Origin of the sequence: Streptomyces sp. NPDC048420 (assembly GCF_040651535.1) — a bacterium.
Lineage (GTDB): Bacteria > Actinomycetota > Actinomycetes > Streptomycetales > Streptomycetaceae > Streptomyces.
This window is the reverse complement of record NZ_JBEZKG010000009.1, coordinates 238,560-265,350: the sequence shown is the minus strand read 5'-3', so window position 1 is coordinate 265,350 and position 26,791 is coordinate 238,560. Positions and strand designations below refer to the sequence as shown.

27 protein-coding genes and 1 pseudogene are annotated in these 26,791 nt (G+C 71.5%); 18 read left to right on the top strand and 10 right to left on the bottom strand.

The features are described from left to right. Positions 1-6 precede the first annotated feature (6 nt). Positions 7-1,518, bottom strand: a complete 1,512-nt coding sequence (locus tag AB0D34_RS18530; RefSeq protein ID WP_362662733.1) for an IucA/IucC family protein — start codon at positions 1,516-1,518, stop codon at positions 7-9. Positions 1,519-1,592: 74 nt separating this feature from the next. Here AB0D34_RS18530 and AB0D34_RS18525 point away from each other — a divergent pair, with 74 nt between their 5' ends. From AB0D34_RS18525 to AB0D34_RS18515, 3 genes are read left to right on the top strand one after another with little or no spacing between them, the layout of a single operon-like run. Next, positions 1,593-3,137, top strand: a complete 1,545-nt coding sequence (locus AB0D34_RS18525; protein WP_362662732.1) for an IucA/IucC family protein — start codon at positions 1,593-1,595, stop codon at positions 3,135-3,137. Between the two features lie 22 nt (positions 3,138-3,159). Next, positions 3,160-4,065, top strand: a complete 906-nt coding sequence (locus AB0D34_RS18520; protein ID WP_362662730.1) for a HipA family kinase — start codon at positions 3,160-3,162, stop codon at positions 4,063-4,065. Continuing rightward, positions 4,062-4,349 carry an Rdx family protein gene (locus tag AB0D34_RS18515; protein ID WP_362662729.1) on the top strand — a complete coding sequence of 96 codons (288 nt, stop codon included), beginning with the start codon at positions 4,062-4,064 and terminating at the stop codon, positions 4,347-4,349. Before AB0D34_RS18520 ends, AB0D34_RS18515 begins: the two co-directional genes overlap by 4 nt. Before the next feature lie 11 nt (positions 4,350-4,360). On the opposite strand, the gene aceB is transcribed toward AB0D34_RS18515, so the two are convergent. Then, positions 4,361-5,986, bottom strand: coding sequence for a malate synthase A (gene aceB / locus AB0D34_RS18510; protein ID WP_362662728.1), 1,626 nt, complete (start codon positions 5,984-5,986; stop codon positions 4,361-4,363). Between the two features lie 184 nt (positions 5,987-6,170). Beyond that, positions 6,171-6,770, bottom strand: coding sequence for a nucleotidyltransferase family protein (locus AB0D34_RS18505; RefSeq protein WP_362662726.1), 600 nt, complete (start codon positions 6,768-6,770; stop codon positions 6,171-6,173). A gap of 204 nt (positions 6,771-6,974) precedes the next feature. On the opposite strand from AB0D34_RS18505, the gene AB0D34_RS18500 reads away from it, so the two are divergent. Further along, on the top strand, positions 6,975-7,256 hold the full coding sequence (locus AB0D34_RS18500) for a DUF5955 family protein (RefSeq protein WP_362662725.1): 282 nt from the start codon (positions 6,975-6,977) through the stop codon (positions 7,254-7,256). Between the two features lie 240 nt (positions 7,257-7,496). On the opposite strand, the gene AB0D34_RS18495 is transcribed toward AB0D34_RS18500, so the two are convergent. Further along, positions 7,497-8,291, bottom strand: a complete 795-nt coding sequence (locus AB0D34_RS18495) for an IclR family transcriptional regulator (RefSeq protein WP_362662723.1) — start codon at positions 8,289-8,291, stop codon at positions 7,497-7,499. A gap of 262 nt (positions 8,292-8,553) precedes the next feature. Between AB0D34_RS18495 and allB the strand changes: the two genes are divergently transcribed. Beyond that, positions 8,554-9,888 (top strand): allantoinase AllB, encoded by a 1,335-nt coding sequence (gene allB, locus AB0D34_RS18490; protein WP_362662721.1) that lies wholly within the window; start codon positions 8,554-8,556, stop codon positions 9,886-9,888. A 39-nt stretch (positions 9,889-9,927) separates the two neighbouring features. Next, complete coding sequence (gene alc, locus AB0D34_RS18485) at positions 9,928-11,043, top strand: allantoicase (RefSeq protein ID WP_362662719.1); 1,116 nt, start codon at positions 9,928-9,930, stop codon at positions 11,041-11,043. A 151-nt stretch (positions 11,044-11,194) separates the two neighbouring features. Here the strand turns inward: alc and AB0D34_RS18480 are convergent, their stop codons facing one another. Beyond that, entirely contained in the window at positions 11,195-11,950 is a 756-nt protein-coding gene (locus tag AB0D34_RS18480) for an SDR family oxidoreductase (protein ID WP_362662974.1), read from the bottom strand. Positions 11,951-12,103: 153 nt separating this feature from the next. On the opposite strand from AB0D34_RS18480, the gene AB0D34_RS18475 reads away from it, so the two are divergent. Beyond that, the gene (locus AB0D34_RS18475) at positions 12,104-12,730 is read left to right on the top strand and encodes a dihydrofolate reductase family protein (protein WP_362662717.1); all 627 of its coding nucleotides are present in this window, start codon (positions 12,104-12,106) and stop codon (positions 12,728-12,730) included. Positions 12,731-12,753: 23 nt separating this feature from the next. Here the strand turns inward: AB0D34_RS18475 and paaK are convergent, their stop codons facing one another. Next, complete coding sequence (gene paaK / locus AB0D34_RS18470) at positions 12,754-14,100, bottom strand: phenylacetate--CoA ligase PaaK (RefSeq protein WP_362662715.1); 1,347 nt, start codon at positions 14,098-14,100, stop codon at positions 12,754-12,756. Further along, positions 14,100-14,386, bottom strand: a pseudogene (locus AB0D34_RS18465) (phenylacetic acid degradation protein PaaD); the annotation flags it as partial. The gene paaK and the pseudogene AB0D34_RS18465, both read right to left, overlap by 1 nt. 206 nt (positions 14,387-14,592) lie before the next feature. Between AB0D34_RS18465 and paaA the strand changes: the two are divergent. The 5 genes from paaA to paaE are packed head-to-tail and all read left to right on the top strand — an operon-like array spanning position 14,593 to position 18,369. After that, on the top strand, positions 14,593-15,573 hold the full coding sequence (gene paaA / locus AB0D34_RS18460; RefSeq protein ID WP_362662713.1) for a 1,2-phenylacetyl-CoA epoxidase subunit PaaA: 981 nt from the start codon (positions 14,593-14,595) through the stop codon (positions 15,571-15,573). Continuing rightward, positions 15,570-15,872 (top strand): 1,2-phenylacetyl-CoA epoxidase subunit PaaB, encoded by a 303-nt coding sequence (gene paaB / locus AB0D34_RS18455; RefSeq protein ID WP_362662711.1) that lies wholly within the window; start codon positions 15,570-15,572, stop codon positions 15,870-15,872. Before paaA ends, paaB begins: the two co-directional genes overlap by 4 nt. Before the next feature lie 28 nt (positions 15,873-15,900). Next, positions 15,901-16,734 (top strand): 1,2-phenylacetyl-CoA epoxidase subunit PaaC, encoded by an 834-nt coding sequence (gene paaC / locus AB0D34_RS18450; RefSeq protein ID WP_362662973.1) that lies wholly within the window; start codon positions 15,901-15,903, stop codon positions 16,732-16,734. Next, entirely contained in the window at positions 16,728-17,243 is a 516-nt protein-coding gene (gene paaD, locus AB0D34_RS18445; RefSeq protein ID WP_362662709.1) for a 1,2-phenylacetyl-CoA epoxidase subunit PaaD, read from the top strand. The genes paaC and paaD overlap by 7 nt, the downstream gene beginning before the upstream one ends. Position 17,244: 1 nt before the next feature. Then, complete coding sequence (paaE, locus tag AB0D34_RS18440) at positions 17,245-18,369, top strand: 1,2-phenylacetyl-CoA epoxidase subunit PaaE (protein WP_362662708.1); 1,125 nt, start codon at positions 17,245-17,247, stop codon at positions 18,367-18,369. 95 nt (positions 18,370-18,464) lie between these two features. On the opposite strand, the gene AB0D34_RS18435 is transcribed toward paaE, so the two are convergent. Further along, entirely contained in the window at positions 18,465-18,851 is a 387-nt protein-coding gene (locus AB0D34_RS18435) for a ribonuclease domain-containing protein (RefSeq protein WP_362662706.1), read from the bottom strand. 109 nt (positions 18,852-18,960) lie between these two features. Then, positions 18,961-19,161 (bottom strand): hypothetical protein, encoded by a 201-nt coding sequence (locus AB0D34_RS18430; protein WP_362662705.1) that lies wholly within the window; start codon positions 19,159-19,161, stop codon positions 18,961-18,963. Positions 19,162-19,330: 169 nt separating this feature from the next. Here AB0D34_RS18430 and AB0D34_RS18425 point away from each other — a divergent pair, with 169 nt between their 5' ends. From AB0D34_RS18425 to AB0D34_RS18415, 3 genes are all read left to right on the top strand, one after another. Further along, the gene (locus AB0D34_RS18425) at positions 19,331-20,590 is read left to right on the top strand and encodes a histidine kinase (protein ID WP_362662703.1); all 1,260 of its coding nucleotides are present in this window, start codon (positions 19,331-19,333) and stop codon (positions 20,588-20,590) included. Positions 20,591-20,671: 81 nt separating this feature from the next. Next, a complete protein-coding gene (locus AB0D34_RS18420; protein WP_362662701.1) occupies positions 20,672-21,361 on the top strand; it encodes a response regulator transcription factor in 690 nt (229 codons plus the stop codon). 40 nt (positions 21,362-21,401) lie between these two features. After that, a complete protein-coding gene (locus tag AB0D34_RS18415) occupies positions 21,402-22,589 on the top strand; it encodes a cytochrome P450 (protein WP_362662699.1) in 1,188 nt (395 codons plus the stop codon). Positions 22,590-22,996: 407 nt separating this feature from the next. Here the strand turns inward: AB0D34_RS18415 and AB0D34_RS18410 are convergent, their stop codons facing one another. Further along, positions 22,997-24,019, bottom strand: coding sequence for a Gfo/Idh/MocA family oxidoreductase (locus tag AB0D34_RS18410; protein ID WP_362662697.1), 1,023 nt, complete (start codon positions 24,017-24,019; stop codon positions 22,997-22,999). A 130-nt stretch (positions 24,020-24,149) separates the two neighbouring features. Between AB0D34_RS18410 and AB0D34_RS18405 the strand changes: the two genes are divergently transcribed. The 3 genes from AB0D34_RS18405 to AB0D34_RS18395 all read left to right on the top strand — a co-directional run bounded on the left by AB0D34_RS18405 (position 24,150) and on the right by AB0D34_RS18395 (position 26,759). Further along, on the top strand, positions 24,150-24,887 hold the full coding sequence (locus AB0D34_RS18405; protein WP_362662972.1) for a GntR family transcriptional regulator: 738 nt from the start codon (positions 24,150-24,152) through the stop codon (positions 24,885-24,887). Between the two features lie 142 nt (positions 24,888-25,029). Further along, positions 25,030-26,178 carry an ROK family glucokinase gene (locus tag AB0D34_RS18400; protein ID WP_123763956.1) on the top strand — a complete coding sequence of 383 codons (1,149 nt, stop codon included), beginning with the start codon at positions 25,030-25,032 and terminating at the stop codon, positions 26,176-26,178. After that, positions 26,175-26,759 (top strand): sugar kinase, encoded by a 585-nt coding sequence (locus tag AB0D34_RS18395; protein ID WP_362662695.1) that lies wholly within the window; start codon positions 26,175-26,177, stop codon positions 26,757-26,759. Before AB0D34_RS18400 ends, AB0D34_RS18395 begins: the two co-directional genes overlap by 4 nt. The last annotated feature ends 32 nt before the right edge of the window (positions 26,760-26,791 follow it).

The following is a 26,791-nucleotide window of genomic DNA, read 5'->3' as shown; positions in this document are numbered from 1 at the left end:
CGGATCCTATTGATCAGGTGCGCCGGGCTCCAAAACGAGCGGGTTGGGCAGCCGCGTCCACTGGTCGCCCGGTGTCCCCGGCGACAGCCGCATCAGCGTCAACGCCTTTGCGGGCAGCGGCTCTTCGAGCAGCGCGGCCAGATCCGGGGTGCGCGGCAGATCCCGTACGGCCGTCTCCAGCGCCTCACGCAACGCCGTCGCCGAACCCGCCGTGGCAGCGAGTGCCCCGGCCACCAGGGAGCCGAACAGCTTGCGCCGCAGGGTGGTTTCGTCGTCCGTGACGACCCGTCCGGACAGGGCCGGGACCGGGATGCCGTGCCGGGCCAGCCGCGTGGGGCTGATCCGGATGTCGGCGAGGTCCCGGTAGACCAGGCGCACCGGCGCGTCGGACTCGGACAGCACGACGAGGAGGTTCTGGCCGTGCGCCTCCAGGGATACCCCGAGATCGAGCAGACGCAGCCCGGCAGTGAGGGCCAGCCGGGCGAAGTCGGCCAACCAGGCCGGATCGTCGGGCAGTTCGGTGGAGGTGAGGGCCGCCACGGGCAGCACCCGGTCGCCGTAGGCCTGGGGCGACTCCCGCACCACCGCCGCGAGATCGGGGGAGCCGGCCGTCGCGGCTCCCAGGGTGCGGGTGAAGTGCAACAGGCCGTCCATGCGCGCCGACAGGGTCTCGGCGAACGCGGAGAGGGTCGCGGAAATCCCGATGGAGTAGCCGGAGATGTCCCGCACCGAGGACGTCAGCCGGGCGCTCAGCGCGGTCTTGACGTGCTGCGGACCATCGGCGAGGGCGAGGGTGCGCAGGGACATCAGCGGGTGCGCGTCGACGCCGTCCGAGACCGTCCGCTTCAGTACGTGCTCCGCCTGCCAGGGATGCACGGGCAGCAACAGCCGCTTCCCGTCCCGCAGTTCCGACGGCCACTCACCCGTCACCAGACACTCGTCCGCCGGGACCGGGACGAACCCCAGCCGCACGAGTGGCCGGTGCTCGGGCCCGTAGGCCAGCTGCTCGGCCACCGAGAAGCCGGGCCGGGAGCGGCAGTTGGGGTGATACGGGTGCCCGTCCACGACCCGCTGTTCCCACTCCCAGTCGTGCCCGGGCCACTTCTCCACCTTCGCTGTCTGTCCGGCCCTCGACAACGCCAACGACGTGACGCTGTCGGCGAGTTCGAGAGCGAGGTCCGCGCCGTGCGGTACGCCCAGGTCGGTCGTCAGCCGGGCCGGATCGTCGTAGGCGACCTCGTCCAGCCGTACGACGGTGACATAAGGGGCCGTGGCGAACGGGTCCGGGTGCGGTCCGTGCAGCCGGCGGCCGTCCGAAAGGCGCAGGGTGAGTCCTTCCCGGCCCGCCTCCCGCCCGGTGACCCAGGGCAGCGGCTCGTGGGTCAGTCCACGCCACAGCCGGGTCAGCACGGCCGCCCGGGCGCCGGGCAGTTCGGCCGGGTACCGCGCCGCGAGGTCGGGGCGTACGGCGGCCAGCTCTTCGGCGAACTCGGCCTCGGCGGCGGAGGGACGGTGCACGGGCGGACTCCTCGGGTACGAGTGGTGTCACGGTGGGGCGGTGACGGCAGACATACTGATCGTCATCGCCCCAGATGAACCGTAGAGAACGAGTGGATCGCGTGGATCTCCTGCCCCCGTCGGCCAATACCGCCGTCGCACACCGCGCCGACGCGTACGCGGCGGCACCTCTGCTCAACTGTCTGCTGCGCGAGGTGGCCGAACCGCTCCCGGAACCCGGCGAACGCCGGGTGTACCGGCTCCCCGGCGGGAGACTGCTGCGCGTGCGGGGCGACCGGCGACCCGCCGAGCCAGAGGTGGCCACGGCGGACGGGGTGCCCACGGCGGACGGCTGGCGGCGCGTCGGCCACACCGAACTCGTCAAACTCGTCGCCGAGGTACTGACCCGGCACACCGGCGTCCCCAACCACGAACTGCCCGCCGAGATGAGCGACAGCCGGGACGCGGTCGCCGCGCTGCTCACGGCACGCGCGCGTGCGGCGGCGCCGTCCGACCCGTATCTGCGCTCCGAGCAGTGCCTCGTCACCGGCCACCCGTACCACCCCGCTCCCAAGGCCCGCGGCGGCGGTCCGGTCGCCGCCTGGCTGCCGTACGCCCCCGAAGCCCATGCCCGTTTCCCGCTGGTCCTGCTCGGCCTGCGGGAGGACTGCGTCGTCGAGGAGGGCGACACCTCGGCCCTCGACGCGCTCGGCGAGGCCCCGCCCGGCTACCGGCTGCTGCCCGCACACCCCTGGCAGCTCGACCTGGTGGGCTCCGCCGAGGCCTGTGCGGAGGCCTTCGCGGACGGCCGGCTGATCCGGCTGGGCACCACCGGCTTCGAGGCCTGGCCGACGGCGGCGATCCGCACGGTGTACGCCCCCGCTGAGGATCTCTTCCTGAAGTTCAGCCTCGACGTCCGCATCACGAACGACATCAGGCGACTCTGGCGCCACGATCTGCTCAAACTCCGCCGTACGGATGAAGCGACAGTGCGGGCGTTCACCGAGAGCTCCGGCTCCGCCGCCTGGCTGAGCGATCGCGGCTACCGCACCGCCGACTTCGCCTTCGAGGAACTCGCGGTCCTGGTGCGGGACGGCCTGCGGGACCGTGTGCGGCCGGGCACGACCCCGCTGCTCGCCGCGGCTCTCGTGGAGGGCTTCGAGGGCAACCCGCTCGACGGCACCGATGATCCGGCGGCCTGGTGGGAGGCGTATCTGGGCGCGGTCGTCCCGCCCGTCCTCGCGGCCTTCGGCGACCACGGCGTCGTACTCGAAGCGCATCTTCAGAACACGCTGGTCGCCGTGGACGCCGACGGTACGCCCGTGCAGGCGCTGTTCCGGGACGCGGAGGGCGTGAAGCTGCTGCCGGAGGTCCCGCGCGCGGCCGGGTGGGAGCGGCTGGTGTACTGCCTGGTCGTGAACCACCTGTGCGAGGTCGCCGCGGCCCTCGCCGAACGGCACCCCGGCTTCGACCCCTGGCCCGCCGCCCGCCGCGAACTGTGCCGCCACGACCTCCCCGAGGCCGCCGCGCTGCTCACCTCGCCCACCCTCCCCGGCAAGACGAACCTGCTGCTGCGGTGGACCGGCGCGGACGGGGCGGACGCCCGCTACCTGCCGCTGCCGAATCCGCTGGCCGGGTGAACGCTGGCATACCCTGGCCGGTGTGCTGCGCGATGTGACTGCTGTTCGATACGTGACCCCGCTGAGGTCCGGCGGCTCCGTCCCCGCCGTCGTCGAGGCCGACGACCTCGGCACCTACGTCGTGAAGTTCACCGGCTCCGCCCAGGGCCGCAAGGCGCTGGTCGCCGAGGTGGTCGTGGGAGAGCTCGCGCGGGCGCTGGGGCTGCGGTTCCCGGAGCTGGTGCTGGTGCACTTCGATCCGTCGGTCGCCGACGGCGAGCCCCACCAGGAGGTCCGCGAACTCCACAGCGCGAGCGCCGGCCTCAACCTCGGCATGGACTACCTGCCGGGCGCCCGCGACCTCACCCCCGAGCTCGCCCAGGTGTTCCCGGTCGACCCGCTGGAGGCCGGCCGGATCGTCTGGCTCGACGCGCTCACCGTCAACGTCGACCGTACGGTCCACAGCTCGAACCTCATGGTCTGGCCCACGCTCGGCATCGCACCCCCGCGCCTGTGGCTGATCGACCACGGTGCCGCCCTCGTCTTCCACCACCGCTGGGACGGGTCCGACCCGACGAAGGCGTACGACTTCCGCCACCACGCCCTCGGGCATCACGGCCCCGATGTGCGCGCCGCCGACGCGGAACTCGCGCCCAAGGTCACCCTCGACGTCCTGCGCGAGGTCACGGCGGCCGTCCCCGACGCCTGGCTCACCGACTTCGCGACTCCGGACCAGGCACGTGAGGCCTACGTGACGTACCTCCACGCGCGCGTACGGGCCTCCGAGGCATGGCTCCCCACCGACTTCCCCACCCGGGAGGAACTCGCCGCCGAGGAGGCACTCCGGGCGGCGAGGACACAGCAAGGCCGGCCCCAGTGGCTGAAGCAGGTCCCCGACCTGCACGGCAAACCGGCCGCGGAACAGGATTGGTCGGTGCACCTCGGATGACGGAGCCTTCTTCGGACCCCCGACGGGTCGAGATCGAGTACTGCACCCAGTGCCGCTGGCTGCCGCGTGCCGCCTGGCTGGCGCAGGAGCTGCTCACCACGTTCGAGACGGAGCTTTCCGAACTCGTGCTGAAGCCCGGCAAGGGCGGGATCTTCGTCGTCCGCGTCGACGACGAGATCGTCTGGGACCGGAAGGAGCAGGGTTTCCCGGAGCCCACGGCCGTGAAGCAGGCCGTACGCGACCGAGTGGCCCCGGGGAAGTCCCTGGGCCACTCGGACAAGTGAGCTTGTGAAGATCAGCCGCGCAGCTGCTCGTACGCCGGCAGCGTGAGGAAGTCGGCGTAGTCGTCGTCGAGGGAGACCTGGAGCAGCAGGTCGTGGGCCTGCTGCCAGTGACCGGCCGCGAAGGCCTCCTCACCGAGCTCGGCACGGATGTTCGCGAGCTCTTCGGCGGCGACCTTGCGGGCCAGCTCCGGCGTGGCCCGCTCGCCGTTCTCGAACTCGACGCCCGCGTTGATCCACTGCCAGATCTGCGAGCGGGAGATCTCCGCGGTGGCCGCGTCCTCCATGAGGTTGAAGATGGCCACCGCGCCGAGCCCGCGCAGCCACGCCTCGATGTAACGGATGCCCACCTGAACGGCGTTGACCAGCCCGTTGTACGTCGGCCTGGCCTCCAGGGAGTCGACGGCGATCAGGTCGGCCGCCGCCACGTGGACGTCCTCGCGCAGCCGGTCCTTCTGGTTCGGCTTGTCGCCGAGCACCTTGTCGAAGGACTCCATGGCGATCGGGACCAGGTCGGGGTGGGCGACCCAGGAGCCGTCGAAGCCGTCGCCGGCCTCACGGTCCTTGTCGGCACGGACCTTCTCGAAGGCCACCTTGTTGACCTCGGCGTCCCGGCGGGACGGGATGAACGCCGCCATGCCGCCGATCGCGTGCGCGCCGCGCTTGTGGCAGGTGCGCACGAGGAGTTCGGTGTACGCCCGCATGAACGGGGCCGTCATCGTGACCGCGTTGCGGTCCGGCAGGACGAACTTGGCGCCGCCGTCACGGAAGTTCTTGACGATGGAGAACAGGTAGTCCCAGCGGCCCGCGTTCAATCCCGAGGCGTGGTCGCGGAGTTCGTAGAGGATCTCCTCCATCTCGTACGCGGCCGTGATCGTCTCGATCAGGACGGTCGCGCGGACGGTGCCCTGCGGGATGCCGCAGTACTCCTGTGCGAAGACGAACACGTCGTTCCACAGGCGGGCTTCGAGGTGCGACTCGGTCTTCGGGAGGTAGAAGTACGGGCCCTTGCCGAGGTCGAGCAGACGCTGGGCGTTGTGGAAGAAGTACAGGCCGAAGTCGACCAGGGCACCGGGCACCTGGGCGCCGTTCGCGTCGACCAGGTGCCGCTCGTTGAGGTGCCAGCCACGCGGACGCATGACGACGGTGGCGAGCTCGTCGTTCGGGCGCAGGGCGTACGACTTGCCGGACTTCTCGTCGGTGAAGTCGATGTTCCGGGTGTACGCGTCCGCGAGGTTGACCTGCCCGAGGACGACGTTCTCCCAGGTCGGCGCCGAGGCGTCCTCGAAGTCCGCGAGCCACACCTTGGCCCCGGAGTTCAGGGCGTTGATGGTCATCTTGCGGTCGGTGGGGCCGGTGATCTCGACCCGGCGGTCGTCCAGGGCCGCGGGGGAGGGGGCCACCTTCCAGGAGTCGTCCGCGCGGATCGCGGCGGTCTCCGGGAGGAAGTCGAGGGTGGAGGTACGGGCGATCTCGGCGCGGCGCTCGGCGCGGCGGGCCAGGAGCTCGTCACGCCGGGGCGTGAACCGGCGGTGCAGCTCGGCCACGAAGGCGAGGGCCGCCTCGGTGAGGACCTCCTCCTGCCGCGGCAGGGGCTCGGCGTCGACGATGGCCAGCGGGGACGGCGCTGGTGCGGACATGAGCTGTCACTTCCTTCAGCGGTGGCACCGGGTGCCAGTCGAACCGGGTACACGAGCGGCGCCCCTCGTAAGGGCAGGGCGCTTCTGAACAGTGGATACTAGTTTCCTCATCGTGGAAGTTCAATCGTTTGTTGATATCGAGATTCTTCGAGTCGAGCCAAGGTGGCTCTGCGTGCCACCGCGTTCACTCAAGGTGCGCCAGATCCGCCGTGGTGTCGATGTCGTACGGCTCGGCCACGTCCCCGCACTCGACGAGCACGATCGCTCCCCGGTGCTCCTTCAGATAGGCGCGTGCCCCCCGGTCCCCGGTCGCAGTCGCGGCGATCCCGGCCCAGTGCGCGGCACCGAAGAGCACGGGGTGACCGCGTACGCCGTCGTAGGCGGCCGAGACGAGGGAGGTCTCGTCCTCGTACGCGCCGAGCACCCGGGTGACCGCTTCCGGCCCGATACCGGGCTGGTCGACCAGCGAGACCAGCGCGGCCCGCGCCCCCGTCCCGGCGAGCGAGTCGAGCCCGGCCCGCAGCGACGACCCCATGCCCTCGGCCCACTCCGGGTTCTCCACCAGCACACAGTCGCCGAGCTCCGCCCGCTCCCGTACGACCGCTGCCGCGGCCCCCAGGACCACGTGCACGCGGGTGCAGCCGGCCGCCCGCAGGACGCCGACCGCGTGTTCGACGAGCGGGCGGCCCCGGTGTTCGAGCAGTGCCTTGGGCCGTCCGCCGAGGCGCCGCCCGCCGCCCGCGGCCAGGAGCAGCCCGGCGACCTGCTGTTCGTTCTCCGTCATCCCTCCTGCATACCTGACCTGTCGGGGTGTGCCGGGTTTCCACGGGCTGAATTTCGGTCCGTACGGTGGCGCCCGGCGCCCTGCGTGGCGTTTACTGACCCGCGTCCCTCGGGGTCTGACCAACGCCGACGGGGCTTCACGGTGCTGGGCGCACGAAGGCGTGCGAGGGGGAGAGCTGTGTTGCGGAGCTTGGGGCAGAGGCCAGTGACCGGCAGCGACAACGATGTGAGAGTGGCGGAACTGCGGACCGCGGTGTCCCGGCTGCGCCGCGAACTCGCCGCGCACCCGGCCGAGTTCCCCGACCGGGGCATCGCCGAGGACGAACTCGCGGCGCTGGCCGCCATGACGATCGACGGCCCGCCCGAAGTCCCGCGCCTGCGGCGGTCCTTGCTGCTGATCGCGGGGGCTATCGGGTCGGTGAGCGCGTTGTCGCGGGGGCTGTCGGCGGTACGGGACGCGGTGGAACTGTTCGGGGAGCCGCGCTGATCGCTCCGCGGGTGGGGCCGGGCGCCGTCGGGGGTGCCAGGTACTGCAGTCGGGCGGCTGCGGGCCGGTGGGGGCTGGTCGCGCAGTTCCCCGCGCCCCTAGGGGGTTGCAGTCACCCCGGTCTCCAACACGCAAGCCCCCACCGGGGCCGCACAGGCCGCCGCAGGCATTTCAGGGGCGCGGGGAACTGCGCAAAAACGCCCGCCCCCACCCAGCCCGCACAGGCCACCGCACGCACCGTCACGCCGGGTTCTGGCTGGCCAGTGCCTCGGACAGCTCCCCGGCCACCTGCTGCAGCACCGGCACGATCTTCTCCGTCGCCGCCTCGGTGACCCGCCCCGCCGGACCGGAGATCGAAATCGCCGCCGCGGTGGGGGAGTTGGGCACCGACACCGCGAGACAGCGGACGCCGATCTCCTGCTCGTTGTCGTCGACGGCGTACCCCTGGCCGCGCACCGCCTCCAGGGCCGCGAGGAAGCCGTCCGGCGTGGTGATGGTCTTCTCCGTCGCGGCCGGCATGCCGGTGCGGGCGAGGAGGGCGCGGACCTCGGCGTCGGGGGTGTGGGCGAGCAGGGCTTTGCCGACGCCCGTGGAGTGCGGCAGGACACGCCGGCCGACCTCGGTGAACATCCGCATGGAGTGCTTCGACGGCACCTGGGCGACGTAGACGATCTCGTCCCCGTCGAGCAGCGCCATGTTGGCCGTCTCGCCGGTCTCCTCGACCAGGCGGGCGAGATAGGGCCGGGCCCAGGTGCCGAGCAGCCGGGAGGCCGACTCGCCGAGGCGGATCAGGCGGGGGCCGAGGGCGTATCGCCGGTTGGGCTGCTGACGGACGTATCCGCAGGTCACGAGGGTACGCATCAGGCGGTGGATGGTGGGCAGCGGCAGCCCGCTGCTCGCGGACAGTTCGCTCAGTCCGACTTCTCCGCCCGCGTCCGCCATCCGCTCCAGCAGATCGAAGGCGCGCTCGAGGGACTGGACCCCGCCACCGGCGGATTTGGCGGAGTCGGTGGTGCTGGCGCTGGACGTCGGCACGGCGCGTTCCTTTCGGAGCTGCCTTTCGGGTCTGGGCAGGAGGCAGAAGCCTACCCGGCAGTCGGTTGACTCCCCGCTGGCGCATAGCTACGTTCTGCTTGCTGGAATTATAATTCCGCCTTGCGGAAACGTCCAGAGTGGCGACGGCGGGTGCACTGTGAGGAAGTGTGCCCTTGACGGCGCTCGAACGGGAGTGAAGACTCCTTCAACAGAAAGTTGAATTCCGTTACGCGGAAGTTAACGGTGGCCGAGAGGGGTCCGGGTGTCCGACACTGAACTGGTGCTGCGCTCGACGCGCGTCATCACACCCGAAGGGACGCGGCCCGCGTCCGTCGCGGTCGCCGGCGGCAGGATCACGGCCGTCCTTCCGTACGACGCCCCTGCGGGCGGCGCCCGTCTGGAGGACCTCGGCGACGACGTCCTGCTGCCCGGCCTGGTCGACACCCACGTACACGTCAACGACCCCGGCCGCACGGAATGGGAGGGCTTCTGGACCGCCACGCGTGCGGCGGCGGCCGGCGGTATCACCACCCTCGTCGACATGCCCCTCAACTCCCTCCCGCCCACGACGACGGTCGACAACCTCCGTACGAAGCAGGAGGTCGCAGCCGACAAGGCCCACATCGACGTCGGCTTCTGGGGCGGCGCCCTGCCCGACAACGTCAAGGACCTGCGTCCGCTGCACGAGTCGGGTGTCTTCGGCTTCAAGGCGTTCCTGTCGCCGTCCGGCGTCGACGAGTTCCCGCATCTCGACCAGGATGGGCTCGCCCGGTCCCTGGCCGAGATCGCCTCCTTCGGCGGTCTGTTGATCGTGCACGCCGAGGACCCGCACCACCTGGAGGCCGCCCCGCAGCAGGGCGGCCCCAAGTACGCCGACTTCCTGGCCTCCCGGCCGCGCGACGCCGAGGACACCGCGATCGCCCAACTCATCGCCCAGGCCAAGCGGTTGGACGCGCGCGTGCACGTCCTCCATCTGTCGTCGAGTGACGCGCTCCCGCTGATCGCCCGGGCGAAGGCGGAGGGCGTCCGCATCACCGTCGAGACCTGCCCGCACTATCTGACGTTGACCGCCGAGGAAGTCCCGGACGGGGCAAGTGAGTTCAAGTGCTGCCCGCCCATCCGCGAGTCCGCCAACCAGGACCTGCTGTGGCGGGCGCTGGCCGACGGCACGATCGACTGCGTGGTCACCGACCACTCGCCGTCCACCGCCGACCTCAAGACGGGCGACTTCGCCACCGCCTGGGGCGGCATCTCGGGCCTCCAACTGAGCCTGGCCGCGGTGTGGACGGAGGCCCGCAGGCGCGGGCGCTCCCTGGAGGACGTGGTCCGCTGGATGTCCGCGCGGACCTCGGAGCTGGTCGGCCTGGACCAGAAGGGTGCCATCGAGGCCGGCCGCGACGCCGACTTCGCGGTCCTCGCACCGGACGAGACCTTCACCGTGGATCCGGCGGCCCTCCAGCACCGCAACCGCGTCACGGCGTACGCGGGCAGGACCCTGTACGGCGTCGTGAAGTCCACCTGGCTGCGCGGCGAACGCATCGTGTCCGACGGCGAGTTCACCTCCCCGAAGGGGCAACTGCTCACCCGTACGCCCTGATTCCACCCGCACCGGCTCACTCCCGAAAGGCATCCAGACGTGACGGCGATACCCAGCTTCACCGGCGACGCGAACCCGTACGGAGGCGGTGACCCGTACGCGGACTACCGCACCGCGGACTTCCCCTTCTCCCAGTACGCCGACCTCGCCGCGCGGACGCTCGGCGCCGGAGTCATCGCCGCCAACGACGAGTTCTTCGCCCAGCGGGAGAACCTGCTGGTGCCCGGCCGGGCCGAGTTCGACCCCGAGCACTTCGGGCACAAGGGCAAGATCATGGACGGCTGGGAGACACGCCGCCGCCGTGGCGCCTCGGCCGAACACCCATGGCCGACGGCCGAGGACCACGACTGGGCACTGGTCCGCCTCGGCGCGCCCGGCGTGATCCGGGGGATCGTGGTCGACACGGCACACTTCCGCGGCAACTACCCGCAGGCGGTGTCGGTCGAGGGCACCTGCGTCTCCGGCTCACCGTCCCCGCAGGAACTCCTCGGCGACGATGCGAAGTGGACGACCCTGGTCCCGCGCACGCCGGTGGGCGGCCACGCGGCGAACGGCTTCGCCGTCTCCCTCGAACAGCGCTTCACCCACCTGCGGGTCAACCAGCACCCCGACGGCGGCATCGCCCGTCTGCGGGTGCACGGCGAGGTCGTCCCGGACCCCGAGTGGCTCGCGGTCCTCGGCACCTTCGACGTGGTCGCCCTGGAGAACGGCGGCCAGGCGGAGGACGCCTCGAACCTCTTCTACTCCCCGGCCTCCAACACCATCCAGCCGGGCCGCTCCCGCAAGATGGACGACGGCTGGGAGACCCGGCGCCGCCGCGACCAGGGCCACGACTGGATCCGCTACCGCCTGGTGGCCCAGTCCCAGATCCGCGCGCTGGAGATCGACACGGCGTACCTGAAGGGCAACAGCGCGGGCTGGGCCTCGGTCTCGATCCGAGACGGTGAGGACGGCGACTGGCGCGAAATCCTCCCGCGCACCCGCCTCCAGCCCGACACCAACCACCGCTTCGTCCTGCCCACCCCGGCAGTGGGCACCCACGCCCGCGTGGACATCTTCCCGGACGGCGGAATCTCCCGCCTACGCCTGTTCGGCTCCCTGACGGAACCGGGCGCGGCCACGCTGAGGGCGAGGCACCAGGAGCTGGGCGGCTGAGTCCGATATCAGCCCGTCCGGCGTTTGAGGACGAGGCCCCTTCAGGGCCGATGGGGGTCTGGGGGCGCAGCCCCCAGGAACCGGGGTCGAAGGGGCGGCGCCCCTGGGGACGGGACGGGTAGGGGCGGCGGGGGCGAGGAAAACCCCCACCTCACGCCGCATGCCCCCCGTCCACCGAGAACTCCGCCCCGGTGACGTACTCCGCACCCGCCAGATAAGCCACCATGTCCGCCACCTCCCCCACCTCCCCGAACCGCCCCACCGCGGTCATCGCAGCCTGCCCCGCCGCGAACCGCCCGTCCGCCGGATTCATGTCGGTGTCGATTGGCCCGGGATGAACGATGTTCGCCGTGATCCCCCGCGCCCCCAACTCCCGCGCCAGCGCCTTCGTCAGCCCGACCAGCGCCGACTTGCTCGTCGTATAGAGAACGCCCCCCGGCCCCGGCACCCGCTGGGTCATACAACTACCGATCGTGATGATCCGCCCACCCGCCCGCATCCGCGCCGCCGCGGCCCGCGACGCGAGGAACACCCCGCGGACATTGACCGCCAGCACCCGGTCGACATCGGCGAGGGACAGCTCGTCCAACGGCCCGAGCACCCCCACCCCCGCGTTGTTCACCAGCACGTCGATACCGCCCAGCGCCTCCGCCGTACGATCCACCGCCCCCGCCGCCTCCGCCGCGTCCGCGGAGTCCGCCCGCAGGCCCACCGCCCTGCGCCCCAGCGCCTCGACGGCCCGTACGACGTCCTCCGCCGCCTCCTTGCCCCGTACATAGGTCACGGCCACGTCCGCGCCCTCCCGGGCCAGCCGCAGCGCCGTGGCCGCTCCGATCCCCCTGCTGCCCCCGGTGACGAGCGCGACCTTGCCGTTCAGCGTTCCGTACGTCGTTGTCATGGACCCCATCCCACCGCGTCGGCCCGCGGCCTGCTGGCGGCGTACGGACATCGACCTCCACCGGCGAGTTCGCGCCCCATGGCACCCGGGCCGATGAGTTGCGCCCCCCACCGGGGTCTGAGCTGATGACAACAGACCCCACCAAGAGAGAAGGCACCCGTCATGGGCAAGCTCGTCTCCCAGATCTTCGTCAGCCTCGACGGCGTCTACCAGGCCCCCGGCGGCCCTCAGGAGGACCCCAGGGACGGCTTCGGACAGGGCGGCTGGACCGTGCCGTACGGCGACGAGGACTTCGGCAGCTTCGTCGCCGAGGTCTTCGGAGAGGTCGGCGCGTTCCTCCTGGGCCGCCGTACGTACGACATCTTCGCCGCGTACTGGCCCAAGGTGACCGACCCCGCCGACCCCGTCGCCGGCAAACTCAACGCCCTGCCGAAGTACGTCGTCTCGTCCACCCTCACGGCCCCCGAGTGGGCCGGCACCACCGTGGTCTCCGGTGACCTGGCCAAGGAGGTCACCGCCCTCAAGGAACGCACCGACGGCGAGCTCCAGGTGCACGGCAGCGGTGCCCTTCTCCAGTCGCTGCTGGACCTCGGCCTCGTCGACACGCTCCACCTGATCACGTTCCCGGTGGTCCTCGGCGCGGGCCGCCGGCTCTTCAAGGAGGGCGCCACACCGACCGCCTTCCGGCACACCGGTGGACGGATCACCTCCACGGGCGCCTCGATCCAGTCGTACGACCTCGCGGGCCGCCCGGAATACGGCTCCTACGTACTCCCCGAGAACACCTGATCGCCCAGAACGCGAGGGGGCGTTCACACACCCCGCAGATCCTTGACCCGGCGGAGTTTGCCCAGTGATCGTTCCAGGGTCTCCGGATCGACGATCACCACCTCGACGCTCACGCCGACGCCGTCCTTGACGCCCTTGGCGATCGCCTCGGCGGCGGCCTCGCGCTGTTCCGGGGTGGCGCCCTGGCGTGCCTCCACACGGACGGTCATGTGATCCATCCGGCCTGGCCGGCTCAGCTGGATCTGGAAGTGCGGGGCGACGGAGGGGGTGCGCAGCACGATCTCCTCGATCTGGCTGGGGAAGACGTTCACCCCGCGCAGGATGATCATGTCGTCGCTGCGGCCGGTGATCTTCTCGATGCGACGGAAGGCGGGCCTGGCGGTGCCGGGCAGCAGCCGGGTCAGATCGCGGGTGCGGTAGCGGATGATCGGCAGGGCCTCCTTGGTGAGGGAGGTGAAGACCAGTTCGCCGCCCTCGCCCTCGGGCATGACCCCGTCCAGGAGGGGGTCGACGACCTCGGGGTAGAAGTGGTCCTCCCACACGTGCAGACCGTCCTTGGTCTCCACGCACTCCTGGGCGACGCCCGGGCCGATCACCTCCGACAGGCCGTATATGTCGACGGCGTGGATGTCCATCCGCTCCTCGATCTCGCGGCGCATCTCCTCGGTCCAGGGCTCGGCGCCGAAGATGCCGACCCGCAGGGAAGTGGAGCGCCGGTCGACGCCCTGGCGCTCGAACTCGTCGAGAAGGGTGAGCATGTAGGAGGGCGTGACCATGATGATCTCGGGCTCGAAGTCCTGGATGATCTGCACCTGGCGCGCGGTCATGCCGCCCGAGGCGGGGATCACCGTGCAGCCGGCCCGTTCGGCGCCGTAGTGGGCGCCGAGACCGCCGGTGAACAGGCCGTAGCCGTAGGAGATGTGCACCTTGTGGCCGGGGCGGCCGCCGGCCGCGCGGATCGAGCGGGCGACCACGTCGGCCCACAGGGAGATGTCGTTCTCGGTGTATCCGACGACGGTCGGACGTCCGGTGGTGCCGCTGGAGGCGTGAACACGGCGGACCTGGTCCATCGGGACGGCGAACATGCCGAAGGGGTACGTCTCGCGCAGGTCGGCCTTCGTGGTGAACGGGAAGCGGGCCAGGTCCTCCAGCGCGCGACAGTCCTCGGGCGCCACGCCGGCCTCGTCGAACTTCTTGCGGTACAGCTCGACGTTGTCGTAGGCGTGCCGCAGGGTCGTGCGCAGTCGGCGCAGCTGAAGTGCTCGGAGATCCTCGCGGGACATCCGCTCCGCCTCGTCCCGCAGTTCGTCGGGGAGGGGCTCACCTCGGCGGGCCGTCGTGACCGCCGGGCCCTCGGTGCTGCTGCTCATCACGGCTCCTTCTTCTCTGTACCGCGCGCCTCGCGGCCGCCGGCTCCCGTGCCCCGGAGGCTACGACTAGGCCACGGAACTCCGCGATCACCTCGCCGGTCGTAGATGCCGCTGCGGCCGAACCGGGTGCGGTCCTGGGCGGTGGCCACCAGTACGTCGCCCTCGCGCGCGGGAGCGACGAAAGTCGGCGCCGGCCCCGGCGGCCACGGTGACGGGCCGTGGCTTTGCAGGCGCAGGCCGAGTCGGCGAGGAGGAACACACAGCCGGCGATCCCGTGCCCGTTGAGGGCTTGCGGCACCGATTTCACCACCTTGCCCCCGACCGACCATTCGGTTAGCGTGCGGCACGGCCAGGTAATCCAGCCGGGCCATCGCGTGTCAAGGGATGGCTGAACGCCCGCCGGGCGGGCGCTGACGGATCCCGCACTAGCCGGACGTGAGGGGTGAGCCGTATCATGGACCGAACGAACGGTCGGTTGGGGAAGGTGGAGGCATGAGTACGACGCAGACCGGCTCGGAGGGTGGCGCGGAGCCGGAACTCCAGGCGCACTTCGACGCGACGATCGCCCGTGACCAGCGGATCGAACCGCGCGACTGGATGCCCGACGGCTACCGCAGGACCCTGGTCCGGCAGATCGCCCAGCATGCCCACTCGGAGATCATCGGCATGCAGCCGGAGGGCGAGTGGATCACCCGGGCGCCCTCGCTGCGCCGCAAGGCCATCCTGTTCGCGAAGGTCCAGGACGAGGCCGGGCACGGTCTGTATCTGTACTCCGCCGCCGAGACGCTGGGCGCCGACCGGGCCGACCTGACCGAGCGGCTGATCGAGGGCCGCCAGAAGTACTCGTCGATCTTCAACTACCCGACGCCCACCTTCGCCGACGTCGGGGTGATCGGCTGGTTCGTGGACGGCGCTGCCATCTGCAACCAGGTGCCGCTGTGCCGCTCGTCGTACGGGCCGTACGCGCGCGCGATGGTGCGGATTTGCAAGGAGGAGTCCTTCCACCAGCGCCAGGGCTACGAACTGCTGATGACGATGATGCGCGGCACCGAAGCCCAGCGCGAGATGGTCCAGGACGCGGTCAACCGCTGGTGGTGGCCGTCCCTGATGATGTTCGGCCCGCCGGACGGCGACTCGCCCAACTCGGCCGCCTCCATGGCCTGGAAGATCAAACGGCACAGCAACGACGAACTGCGGCAGCGCTTCGTGGACATGACCGTCCCGCAGGCAGAGAAGCTCGGAGTGACGCTCCCCGACCCGGACTTGCGCTGGAACGAGGAGCGCGGCCGCCATGACTTCGGCACCCCCGACTGGTCCGAGCTGACCAGGGTCATCAAGGGCGACGGGCCATGCAACGCCCAGCGTGTCGAGCGGCGCCGCACCGCCCACGACGAGGGTGCCTGGGTCCGGGAGGCGGCCGTGGCCCACGCGGCGAAGCAGACGGCACGCGCGCGTGAAGGAGCGACGGCATGAGCGACACACAGAGTCCGAAGGCCGGCTGGCCGCTGTACGAGGTGTTCGTGCGCGGCAAGCGCGGACTGAACCACGTCCACGTCGGCTCGCTGCACGCCGCCGACGACCGGATGGCGCTCACCCACGCGCGCGACCTCTACACGCGCCGCAACGAGGGCGTGAGCATATGGGTGGTGCGCTCGGAGCACATCGCGGCGTCCACGCGCGACGAGAAGGACCCCTTCTTCGCGCCCAGCGCCGACAAGGTGTACCGGCACCCCACCTTCTATGACATCCCCGACGACGTCCCGCACATCTGAGGAGCAGGAGATGAGTGACGAGCAGGGGATGGGCGACGACCACGTCTACATGACGCTCGCCGAGGGCCACGACGACGGAAGCGACGCCCGCTGGGCCTTCGGTACCGGCTTCGAGGACCCGCTGCACGGAGTGGACCCCACCGTGCCCGCCGGCGTCGACCGGGCGGGGCTCGCCGAGTGCTGTCTGGCGCTCGCCGACGACGCCCTGGTCTCCGCGCAGCGACTGGCCGAGTGGACCACCCGCGCCCCCGAGCTGGAGGAGGAGGTGGCGCTGGCCAACATCGGCCTCGACCTGCTCGGCCAGGCCCGTCTGCTGTACGCGCGCGTGGGGCAGGTCGACGGCTCCGGCCGCGACGAGGACGCATACGCCTACTTCCGCGCCCCGGACGACTTCCGCAACGTACGTCTGGCCGAACTCCCGAACGGGGACTTCGCGTTCAGCGTCGTGCGGCTGCTGGTGCTGTCCGCCTGGCGGCTCGCCCACTTCGAGCGGCTGACCGCCGACGACGACCCGGTGCTCGCCGCGGTCGCCGCCAAGGGCGTGAAGGAACTGGCGTACCACCGGCAGTGGGCCGCCGAGTGGGCGGTGCGGCTCGGCGACGGCACGCAGGAGTCGCACCGGCGCATGCGCGTGGCCTTCGAGCAAGTGGCCCCCTATCTGGGGGAGTTGTTCACGGCGTACGACGTCCGGGACGAGGTCGTCGCGGTGCTGGAGCAGGTCGCGGACGCGGCCGGGCTGCCACTGCCCGCCTGGCGCCCGCTGGCGGGTGCCGGCCGCGGGGGCGAACACACCGAGCACCTCGCCCCGCTGCTGGCCGAGTTGCAGAGCGTGGCCCGGGCCCACCCGGAGGCGACATGGTGACCACCCTCACGGACGTCGAACGCGCCCGGCACATCGCCGAGCGGGTGCCGGACCCCGAGCTGCCCATGCTGACCCTGGCCGACCTGGGTGTGCTGCGCGGCGTCGAGATCACCGCTCAGGGCACGGTCGTCGCCGACCTCACCCCGACCTACTCCGGCTGTCCGGCCATGGCCGAGATGCGCGCCGAGGTGGCCGCCCGGCTCCAGGCGGCCGGGTACGCGCGCGTGGAGGTCCGTACGGTGCTGAACCCGCCGTGGACCACGGACTGGATCACCCCCGCCGGGCGCCGCAAGCTCGCCGAGCACGGCATCGCACCCCCGGGACCGGCGGCCCGTCCCATGACCGGCCCGGTGCCGCTGGTGCTGTCGCCGACCCGGCGCACCCTGCGGTGCCCGCGCTGCGGCAGCGCCGACACCGAGGAGACCTCCCGGTTCGGCGCCACCGCGTGCAAGGCACTGTGGCGCTGCCGCGCCTGCCAGGAGCCGTTCGAACACCTCAAGGAGATCTGAGATGGCAGAGCTGTTGTCCACGGAGCGCGACCGCGGTGCCTCCGTCGCGGTGCGGGGCGGGCGTCGCCGCCCGGCCTTCCACGCCCTGCGCGTCGCCTCCGTACAGCGGCTGTGCGAGGACGCCGTCGCCGTCGGCTTCGACGTGCCGGACGACCTGGCCGCCGAGTACGCCTTCTCGCCCGGTCAGTCGCTCACCCTGCGCCGCGAGATCGACGGGCGGGACGAACGGCGTTCGTACTCGATCTGCTCCCCGGTCGGCACGCGCCCGCGTATCGGGGTACGGGAGGTGCCCGGCGGCCTGTTCTCCTCCTGGCTGGTCCACGAGGTGCGGCCCGGTGACGTGGTCGAGGTGATGGTCCCGACCGGCGCGTTCACCCCGGACCTCACCGACCCCGGCCACCACGTCCTGATCGCCGCCGGATCCGGCATCACCCCGATGCTCTCCATCGCCGAGTCGCTCCTGGCCGCCGACGACCGCAACCGGGTCACGCTCTTCTACGGCAACCGCCGCACCGACACGGTGATGTTCGCCGACGAACTCGCCGACCTGAAGGACCTCCACCCCACCCGCTTCCAGCTCGCCCACGTGCTCTCGCGCGAGCCCCGCGAGGCCGACGTGCTCTCCGGACGCCTGGACGCGGAGCGGCTCGCCGCGCTCGTCGACGGCCTGGTCGACGTCGAGGGCGCCGACCACTGGTGGCTGTGCGGTCCACACGGCATGGTCCGTGACGCCCAGGAGGTCCTCGCCGGGCTCGGGGTGCCGGGGGAACGGGTCCATCGGGAGCTGTTCTTCGCCGACGACGCGCCGGTACGGGAGGTACGCCACGAGGATGCCGCGCCGGACGGCCCGGTCAGCCAGGTCACCATCACCCTCGACGGCCGCTCGACCACCGCCGCACTGCCGCGCGCCGCGTCGATCCTGGACGGCGCCCAGAAGACCCGCCCGGACCTGCCCTTCGCCTGCAAGGGCGGCGTCTGCGGCACCTGCCGGGCCCTGGTCACCGAGGGCGAGGCCGACATGCGCCGCAACTACGCCCTCGAAGCCGGCGAGGTCGACGCCGGCTACGTCCTGACCTGCCAGACCCACCCCGTCTCCGAGACGCTCACGGTCGACTTCGACAGCTGAGCGGGATGCCTCGCCCCGCGACCGGCGGTGATGTGGGGGGGTGCGCGGGGCGAGGGCTACGGGGTCGAACCGACCGGAACCGAGCCGTGGGGGACTCAGCAGCCGAAGTCGACCAGGTCGAACGTGGCGTAGTGGTCGGAGGTGTAGTAGTCCTCCTGGGTCTCCTCACCGGTGACGATGCGGCGCGCACCGCGGGTCGAGGAACCCGGGGTGATCACGGTGTACTCGTGGTAGTAGCCGGTCGACTGGCTCGGCAGGACACCTTCCCGGTTCTGGAAGACGGTGCCGTCCTGCGAGTAGGGGTAGGGGCCGCCCTGGTCGATGAGGTCCAGGGTGTCGTGCGCCTGGGAGGGCAGGTCGCTGTAACAGATGCTGCCGACGGCGGCGGCCGCCGGGGTGGCGGTGACGGTACCGCCGACGAGCAGAGCGGACAGGACGGCGGCAGCGGCGCCGATTCGGGTGATCCGTGGGGGGAATCGCATGCCCTCATGATGACGCGCGTAGACAGTGGCATGTCAATGACAACTCCGGAGATTTTCCCGTCACGTCCGATGAGTTTTCCGGAAGTTAACTTCGCACGCCGGCCCGCGGTCAGCCGGGCTTCCGGCTCTCCGCGGCGGCGAACAGAGCGAAGGCCAGCACGATCAGGGCGACGCTCGCGTAGACCTCGTAGCCGTCGAGGAAGCCGATCCGCTGGACGAGCCCGATGTGCCAGTCGGTGAACTCGTGCAGCAGACCCGTCGCGCCCTGCACCAGGGCGAGGAAACCGAGCAACTCCAGCAATTGCTTCATGAGGAGACCCTCGTCCCGCGGACCCGTCCCGGGCATCGGCCGTGGGGCGGGACCCGTTCCGCGAAAGCATCGGCCCCGCAGGAGCTCGTACGCCCAAAGTCTGCGGTGCTGCGACTTTGGTCGCGGATCCCGTTCGTGGACGGGAGATCCGAGCCCTCACTGCGTAGATTTGTCGACCGTGAGCGGTGACGAGACGGTGTCCGACCCCCAGGCCTTCCCCGGCCGGCGCTGGCTGATGCCGTCCGCCGTGATTCACGAGTTCGACCCCGCCGCCGTACGGCCCGGACGGCGGCCCCGGCGCACCGCGCGTGACTGGATCGTCGACTTCTCCTGCTTCCTGGTGGCCGTCCTCGTCGGCATCACCGGCGCGGAGTCGGTGACCAGCAACCCGCATGTCTCGGAATCCCTTGCCACCGTCGACCAACTCCTCGGTGCCCTCGCCTGCGGCGCGGTATGGCTGCGCCGCCGCTGGCCCGTGGCGCTGGCCGTGGCCACGCTGCCGGTCGGGATGGTCTCGGACACCGCGGGCGGCGCGTGCCTGATCGCCCTGTTCACCCTCGCCGTGCACCGCCCCTTCCGGTACGTGGCCTGGGTGGGCGGAGCCAACATCGCGCTGGTCCCCGTCTACTTCTGGCTGCGCCCCGCCTCCGACCTGCCGTACGTCGTGTCGGTCGCCCTCTTCGGCCTGCTGACCGCGGCGGTGGTCGCCTGGGGCATGGTCGTGCGCGCCAAACGGCAGCTCATGTTCAGCCTGCGCGACCGCGCCCGGCGCGCCGAGACCGAGGCACGGCTGCGGGCCGAGCAGGCCCAGCGGCTGGCCCGGGAGGCCATCGCGCGCGAGATGCACGACGTCCTCGCGCACCGGCTGACCCTGCTCAGCGTCCATGCGGGCGCCCTGGAGTTCCGGCCGGACGCGCCCCGGGAGGAGGTCGCGCGGGCGGCCGGTGTCATCCGGGAGAGCGCGCACGAGGCGCTCCAGGACCTGCGGGAGATCATCGGTGTGCTGCGGGCGGCGGACCACGACGACACGGGCCGCCCCCAGCCGACCCTGGCCGCCCTGGACACCCTGGTCGCCGAGTCCCGCGAGGCCGGCATGAAGGTCGTCCTCGACAACCACGTCACCGACCCCGCCGCCGTACCCGCCGCCGTCGGCCGCACCGCCTACCGCATCGCCCAGGAGGGCCTCACCAACGCCCGCAAGCACGCCCCCGGCACGGAGGTCACGGTCACCGTCTCCGGCCGCCCGGGCGAGGGCCTCGTCGTGACCGTCCGCAACCCCGCACCCGAGGGCGGGGTACCGCACGTCCCCGGCTCGGGGCAGGGCCTGATCGGCCTCACCGAGCGCGCCGCGCTGGCGGGGGGCCGGCTGGAGCACGGGGTGGAGGAGGACGGGGCGTTCGGGGTGCGGGCGTGGCTGCCGTGGGGGTGACGTTCCTGGTGTCGTCGTCAGGGCAACTCGCGCGGCCACAAGGGTGATTGCGCCCTGCCTCCGCGTGATTACGTAGGGTCCATGACTGTGATCAGACTGCTCCTGGTCGACGACGACCCCCTGGTGCGGGCCGGCCTGTCCCTGATGATGGGCGGGGCCGAGGACATCGAGATCGTCGGTGAGGCGGCGGACGGCACCGAGGTCGAGGCCGCCGTCGACCGGACCCATCCGGACGTCGTCCTCATGGACATCCGGATGCCGTCGGTCGACGGCCTCGCGGCCACCGAGCGCCTGCGCGGCCGCCCCGACGCCCCGCAGGTGGTCGTCCTGACCACGTTCCACGCGGACGAACAGGTCCTGCGCGCACTGCGCGCGGGAGCCGCCGGATTCGTCCTCAAGGACACCCCGCCCGCCGAGATCCTCGCCGCCGTGCGCCGGGTCGCGGCCGGTGACCCCGTCCTGTCGCCCACCGTCACCCGGCAGTTGATGGAACACGCGGCCGGAACCGCCGCCGACACCCGACGGGCACGCGCGCGTGAGCGCGTCGCGGCCCTCAACGACCGCGAGCGCGAGGTCGCCGTCGCGGTCGGCCAGGGCCTGTCCAACGCCGAGATCGCCGCCGCCCTCTACATGAGCGTCGCCACCGTCAAGACCCACGTCTCCCGCGTCCTGGCCAAGCTCGACCTCAACAACCGGGTGCAGATCGCCCTGTTGGTGTACGACGCGGGACTGCTGGAGCGATCGCCGGAACCCGAGCAGGACGGGCACTAGGCGTCGATCCCGGGCGTTGACCGTGTGAAGGGGGAGTCTCATGACCGAAGCAGTGATCGATCTGGGGAAGTACGGAGAGGCGTTCCGCGCCGATCCGCACCCCGTGTACGCCGAGTTGCGCGCTCTCGGCCCCGTCCACCGGGTACGACCACCCGGCTCCGACGCCGACTACTCGACCTGGCTCGTCGTCGGCCACGAGGAGGCACGAGCGGCGCTCGCCGACCCACGGCTCTCCAAGGACGGCCGCAAGATCGGCATGCTCTTCCACGACGAGGAGCTCATCGGCCGCCACCTGCTCGGCAGCGACCCGCCCGAGCACACCCGGCTGCGCGCCCTCGTCTCCCGCGCCTTCACCATGCGCCGGGTGGAGCAACTCCGGCCCAGGATCCAGGAGATCACCGACGACCTCCTCGACGCGATGCTGCCGTACGGCCGCGGTGACCTGGTGCGGTCCCTCGCCTACCCGCTGCCGATCACCGTGATCTGCGAACTCCTCGGCGTACCCGAGATGGACCGCACCGAGTTCCGGAAACTGTCCACGGAGGTCGTGGCACCGACCAGCCCCGAGAGTTCGTACGACGCCGTCCTGCGCCTCGGCGAGTACCTGACGGAGCTCATCGAGGACAAGCGGTGCGCGGGACCGAGCGACGACCTGCTCGGCGACCTCATCCGCACCACCGCCGAGGACGGCGACCGGCTCTCCCCGGCGGAACTGCGCGGTATGGCCTTCCTGCTGCTGATAGCGGGCCACGAGACCACGGTCAACCTCATCACCAACGCCGTGCACACCCTGCTCACCCACCCCGGCCAACTCGCCGCCCTGCGCGCCGACATGAGCCTCGTCGACAGCGCGGTCGAGGAGACGCTGCGCTATGAGGGCCCGGTGGAGAACGCGACGTTCCGGTACGCCGTGGAACCCCTGGACATAGCGGGCAGGTCCATAGCCAAGGGCGACCCGGTGATGATCTGCCTCGGCGCGGCCGACCGCGACGGCTCCCGCTACCCGGCCCCGGACCGCTTCGACATCCGCCGGGACCCCCGCGGCCACCTCGCCTTCGGCCACGGCATCCACTACTGCCTGGGCGCCCCCCTGGCCCGCCTGGAAGCCGGCACGGCGATACGGGCCCTCCTGGACCGCGCCCCGGACCTCGCCCTCGACGGACCGCCGGGGGAGTGGCTGCCGGGGATGCTGATCAGGGGGGTGCGGAGTTTGCCGGTGCGGTGGTAGGGGGCGGGGTCTGGAGGTGCGGTGATACGGGGAGGGGGCCGGCGTCTGGCGGTGCTTGGCGCTCGGGCTCGGCGGCAGGCTCGACCGGTGCGGGGGAGTGCCCGGCGGTCGGGCTCGGTCGGGCTGGGTCGGGCGGCGGGGCTGGCGTGGGTGCTCGGCAGTCGGCCTTGTCCGGAGTGGCCGGTGGATGGTCGTGTCTGCCCGGCTCGGCCGGTTCGGCCGGGCCTCCCGAGAGCTCGGTTGCAGGGCCTGCGCCGCTCCGCGGGACCCCGAGCGGCGCCTGTGTCCTGAGCCGTTCCGGTGGCCGGATGACCCCTGGTTCGCCGGCGCCTCCGGCGCGGCCAGGCCCCCGCCGACCCGGCCGTACGGCTGCGGTCTCAGTGGTGCGCCCCGCGCCCCGGCCGCCCTCAGAACGCGGCCGTGCTCGACCCGCCCGGGATCTCCGCCAGCCGTACGGCCCTGCGCTCGCGGCGGGACACCTCGCACGCCTCGGCGATCCGTAGTGCCTGGAGGGCCTCACGCCCGTCGCAGGGGTTGGCCCGCTCGCCCCGGACCACCTCGATGAACGCGGCCAGCTCGGCCTCGTAGGCCGGTCCGAACCGCTCCAGGAACCCCGTCCACGGCTTGTCCGCCGCGGGCGGCCCGGTGGGCTCCGTGGACGCGATCGGCGTGCGGTCGTCCAGCCCCACCACGATCTGGTCCAGCTCCCCGGCGAGCTCCATGCGCACGTCGTACCCGGCCCCGTTCAGCCGCGTGGCCGTCGCCGTGGCGAGGGTCCCGTCGTCGAGCGTGAGCAGGGTGGCAGCGGTGTCGACGTCCCCCGCGGCCCGGAACATCGGCGGCCCGGCGTCGGACCCGGCCGCGTAGACGTCGACGATCTCGTGCCCGGTCACCCAGCGCAGGATGTCGAAGTCGTGGATCTGGGTGTCCCGGTAGAGCCCGCCGGACAGCGGCAGCCATTCGACCGGCGGCGGCGCCTGGTCGGAGGTCAGCGCCCGCACGGTGTGCAGCCGTCCCAGCCGCCCCGAGCGCACCGCCTCCCGCGCGCCCGTGTAGCCGGTGTCGAAACGACGCTGGAAACCCATCTGCAGAATCGTCCCGGCGGTCTCCACCTCGGCGATCGCGTGCAGGGTGCCGGGCAGATCGAGTGCGATGGGCTTCTCGCAGAACACCGGCAGTCCCGAGCGTGCCGCCCGGCCGATCAGCTCGGCATGGGCCGAGGTCGCCGTAGTGATCACCACGGCGTCGACGCCCCACTTGAAGATCTCGTCGACGCCCGGGGCCGCGGTCTCCCCGAGGCGGTTCGCGAGCTCCTGGGCCCGCGCTCCGTCCGCGTCCGTGAGTATTAAGGAACCGACCTCCCGATGGCGGCTGAGCGTGTTCGCATGAATGGTGCCGATGCGGCCCGTCCCTATGACCCCGATGCGCATGTGAACAAAATGTGGGCGATGGCCGCCCGCTGTCAATCCGTATGTCCGGACAACCGAACTACACAACTTCCCGTCAACAACGCACGGAGCTACGCTCGCTCCCGTGCCGAAACCAGAAGTAGACCCGACCGTGACCCTTGAGCTCAGCGTGGACCGCAGCAGCCCGGTGCCGTTGTACTTCCAGCTGTCCCAGCAGTTGGAGGCCGCGATCGAACACGGGACGCTCACCCCCGGCAGCCTGCTGGGCAACGAGATCGAGCTCGCCGCCCGGCTCGGTCTGTCCCGGCCCACCGTCCGCCAGGCCATCCAGTCCCTGGTCGACAAGGGCCTGCTCGTGCGCCGCCGCGGAGTCGGCACCCAGGTCGTGCACAGCCAGGTCAAACGCCCGCTGGAGCTGAGCAGCCTCTATGACGACCTGGAGGCGGCCGGCCAGCGCCCCGCGACGAAGGTCCTGGCCAACACGGTCATCGAGGCCACCGCCGAGATCGCCGCGGCACTCGGCGTCCCCGAGGGCAGCGACGTGCACCGGGTGGAGCGGTTGCGCCTCGCACACGGCGAGCCGATGGCACACCTCTGCAACTACATCCCCCCGGCCCTGCTCGACCTCGACACCGCACAACTGGAGAACACCGGCCTGTACCGCATGATGCGCGCGGCCGGCATCACCCTGCACAGCGCCCGCCAGTCCATCGGAGCGAGAGCGGCCACGGCCGAGGAGGCGGAACGCCTGGCGGAGGAGGCGGGAGCACCGCTGCTCACGATGCAGCGCGTGACGTTCGACGACACGGGCAGAGCGGTGGAGTACGGCACGCATACGTACCGTCCAACTCGCTACTCATTCGAATTCCAGCTACTGGTGCGCCCTTAGGGGCGCCGGGCTGCATCGATTTGCGGCTCCGCCGCGTGGGCGCGCTCAGCCCTCACGCACCCGTACGCGGCGACGAATCGCGCACCCCCCTTTGCTGCCCCGTTCGGCACCTGCCGTGAGCGTGCGGCAGAATCGGGCCTTGATGAGCACCTACGGCAACTTCAGCGCCCCCATAGGCTCCCGCCGCGCCCCCGCCCTGCGGACCGTCGGCACGAGGGAACGCCGCTCACACCTGACGGCACCCCGCGTGCCCACGGTCGGCATCGACATCGGCGGCACCAAGGTCATGGCGGGTGTCGTCGACGCCGACGGCAACATCCTGGAGAAGGTCCGCACCGAGACCCCGGACAAGTCCAAGAGCCCCAAGGTCGTCGAGGACACCATCGTCGAGCTGGTCCTGGACCTCTCCGACCGCCACGACGTCCACGCCGTCGGCATCGGCGCGGCGGGCTGGGTCGACGCCGACCGCAACCGCGTGCTGTTCGCCCCCCACCTGTCCTGGCGCAACGAGCCCCTCCGGGACCGCATCGCCGGCCGTCTCGCGGTGCCCGTCCTGGTGGACAACGACGCCAACACCGCCGCCTGGGCCGAGTGGCGCTTCGGCGCCGGCCGCGGCGAGGACCACCTCGTCATGATCACGCTCGGCACCGGCATCGGCGGCGCGATCCTGGAGGACGGCCAGGTCAAGCGCGGCAAATACGGCGTCGCCGGCGAGTTCGGCCACATGCAGGTCGTCCCCGGCGGCCACCGCTGCCCGTGCGGCAACCGCGGCTGCTGGGAGCAGTACAGCTCCGGAAACGCCCTGGTCCGCGAGGCCCGTGAGCTGGCAGCTGCCGACTCGCCCGTCGCCTACGGGATCATCGAGCACGTCAAGGGCAACATCGGCGACATCACCGGCCCGATGATCACCGAGCTGGCCCGTGAGGGCGACGCGATGTGCATCGAGCTGCTCCAGGACATCGGCCAGTGGCTCGGCGTCGGCATCGCCAACCTCGCGGCCGCCCTCGACCCGTCCTGCTTCGTCATCGGCGGCGGTGTCTCGGCCGCCGACGACCTGCTGATCGGCCCCGCGCGGGACGCGTTCAAGCGCCAGCTCACCGGCCGCGGCTACCGCCCCGAGGCCCGGATCGCCCGCGCCCAGCTGGGCCCCGAGGCCGGCATGGTCGGCGCCGCCGACCTCGCCCGCCTGGTCGCCCGCCGCTTCCGCCGCGCCAACCGGCGCCGGGTGGAGCGCCACGAGCGCTACGAACGGTACGTGGAGGCCCGCCGTACGTCCCGGGACACCGCATGACGGCTTCCATGCCACGCCAGGCCCCGGCGCCCCCGGGGGGACCCGAGCGGCCCACCGAGGACCGCCGCCACATGATCCGCCGCCGGGCGATCACGCTGCTCATCATCGGCCTGCTCATCGGCGTCCCGGCCGGCTACCTGGTGATCTCCGCCAACCAGAGCCGCGACAGCGGCAAGGACAAGGAGGCCAAGTACTCGGCGACGGGCCTCACGCCCGGCTGGCCGTCCAAGGTCCAGCGACGCCTTTACCAGGTGCCCGTGCCGCACCCCGCGGACCTGGTCGCCTCCTATGAGACCAACAACTGGAAGACCAGCCGTCTGTACGTCCAGTTCCGGACGACCGACGCCGGCCTGGCCGCCTTCCTCAGCGGCATGGGCGTCAGCCGCGCCGACCTCAAGAAGAACGACGTCTCCATCAGCGAGCGGGACCGGAAGGTCAGCGGCTGGAACTTCGACACCCCGCGCTCCTGGTGGGGCCTGACCCACGCGCAGAAGGACCCGGCGCCCACCCAGGACGTCATGGTCAACCTCACCGTGCCGAACGCCCCGAAGGTGTACGTCGTCTCGCGCACCGTCCCCTGACCCGGCCGGTCGCCGGAGCCGATTGTCAGACC

Bases quoted from the DNA above. Each gene is read 5' to 3' on its own strand.
- AB0D34_RS18525 (WP_362662732.1), top strand. From the start codon at position 1,593: ATGAACCGTAGAGAACGAGTGGATCGCGTGGATCTCCTGCCCCCGTCG.
- AB0D34_RS18515 (WP_362662729.1), top strand. From the start codon at position 4,062: ATGACGGAGCCTTCTTCGGACCCCCGACGGGTCGAGATCGAGTACTGC.
- aceB (WP_362662728.1), bottom strand. From the start codon at position 5,986: ATGTCCGCACCAGCGCCGTCCCCGCTGGCCATCGTCGACGCCGAGCCC.
- AB0D34_RS18505 (WP_362662726.1), bottom strand. From the start codon at position 6,770: ATGACGGAGAACGAACAGCAGGTCGCCGGGCTGCTCCTGGCCGCGGGC.
- AB0D34_RS18480 (WP_362662974.1), bottom strand. From the start codon at position 11,950: ATGGGGTCCATGACAACGACGTACGGAACGCTGAACGGCAAGGTCGCG.
- AB0D34_RS18475 (WP_362662717.1), top strand. From the start codon at position 12,104: ATGGGCAAGCTCGTCTCCCAGATCTTCGTCAGCCTCGACGGCGTCTAC.
- paaK (WP_362662715.1), bottom strand. From the start codon at position 14,100: ATGAGCAGCAGCACCGAGGGCCCGGCGGTCACGACGGCCCGCCGAGGT.
- paaA (WP_362662713.1), top strand. From the start codon at position 14,593: ATGAGTACGACGCAGACCGGCTCGGAGGGTGGCGCGGAGCCGGAACTC.
- paaB (WP_362662711.1), top strand. From the start codon at position 15,570: ATGAGCGACACACAGAGTCCGAAGGCCGGCTGGCCGCTGTACGAGGTG.
- paaC (WP_362662973.1), top strand. From the start codon at position 15,901: ATGGGCGACGACCACGTCTACATGACGCTCGCCGAGGGCCACGACGAC.
- paaD (WP_362662709.1), top strand. From the start codon at position 16,728: ATGGTGACCACCCTCACGGACGTCGAACGCGCCCGGCACATCGCCGAG.
- paaE (WP_362662708.1), top strand. From the start codon at position 17,245: ATGGCAGAGCTGTTGTCCACGGAGCGCGACCGCGGTGCCTCCGTCGCG.
- AB0D34_RS18435 (WP_362662706.1), bottom strand. From the start codon at position 18,851: ATGCGATTCCCCCCACGGATCACCCGAATCGGCGCCGCTGCCGCCGTC.
- AB0D34_RS18430 (WP_362662705.1), bottom strand. From the start codon at position 19,161: ATGAAGCAATTGCTGGAGTTGCTCGGTTTCCTCGCCCTGGTGCAGGGC.
- AB0D34_RS18420 (WP_362662701.1), top strand. From the start codon at position 20,672: ATGACTGTGATCAGACTGCTCCTGGTCGACGACGACCCCCTGGTGCGG.
- AB0D34_RS18415 (WP_362662699.1), top strand. From the start codon at position 21,402: ATGACCGAAGCAGTGATCGATCTGGGGAAGTACGGAGAGGCGTTCCGC.
- AB0D34_RS18410 (WP_362662697.1), bottom strand. From the start codon at position 24,019: ATGCGCATCGGGGTCATAGGGACGGGCCGCATCGGCACCATTCATGCG.
- AB0D34_RS18400 (WP_123763956.1), top strand. From the start codon at position 25,030: ATGAGCACCTACGGCAACTTCAGCGCCCCCATAGGCTCCCGCCGCGCC.
- AB0D34_RS18395 (WP_362662695.1), top strand. From the start codon at position 26,175: ATGACGGCTTCCATGCCACGCCAGGCCCCGGCGCCCCCGGGGGGACCC.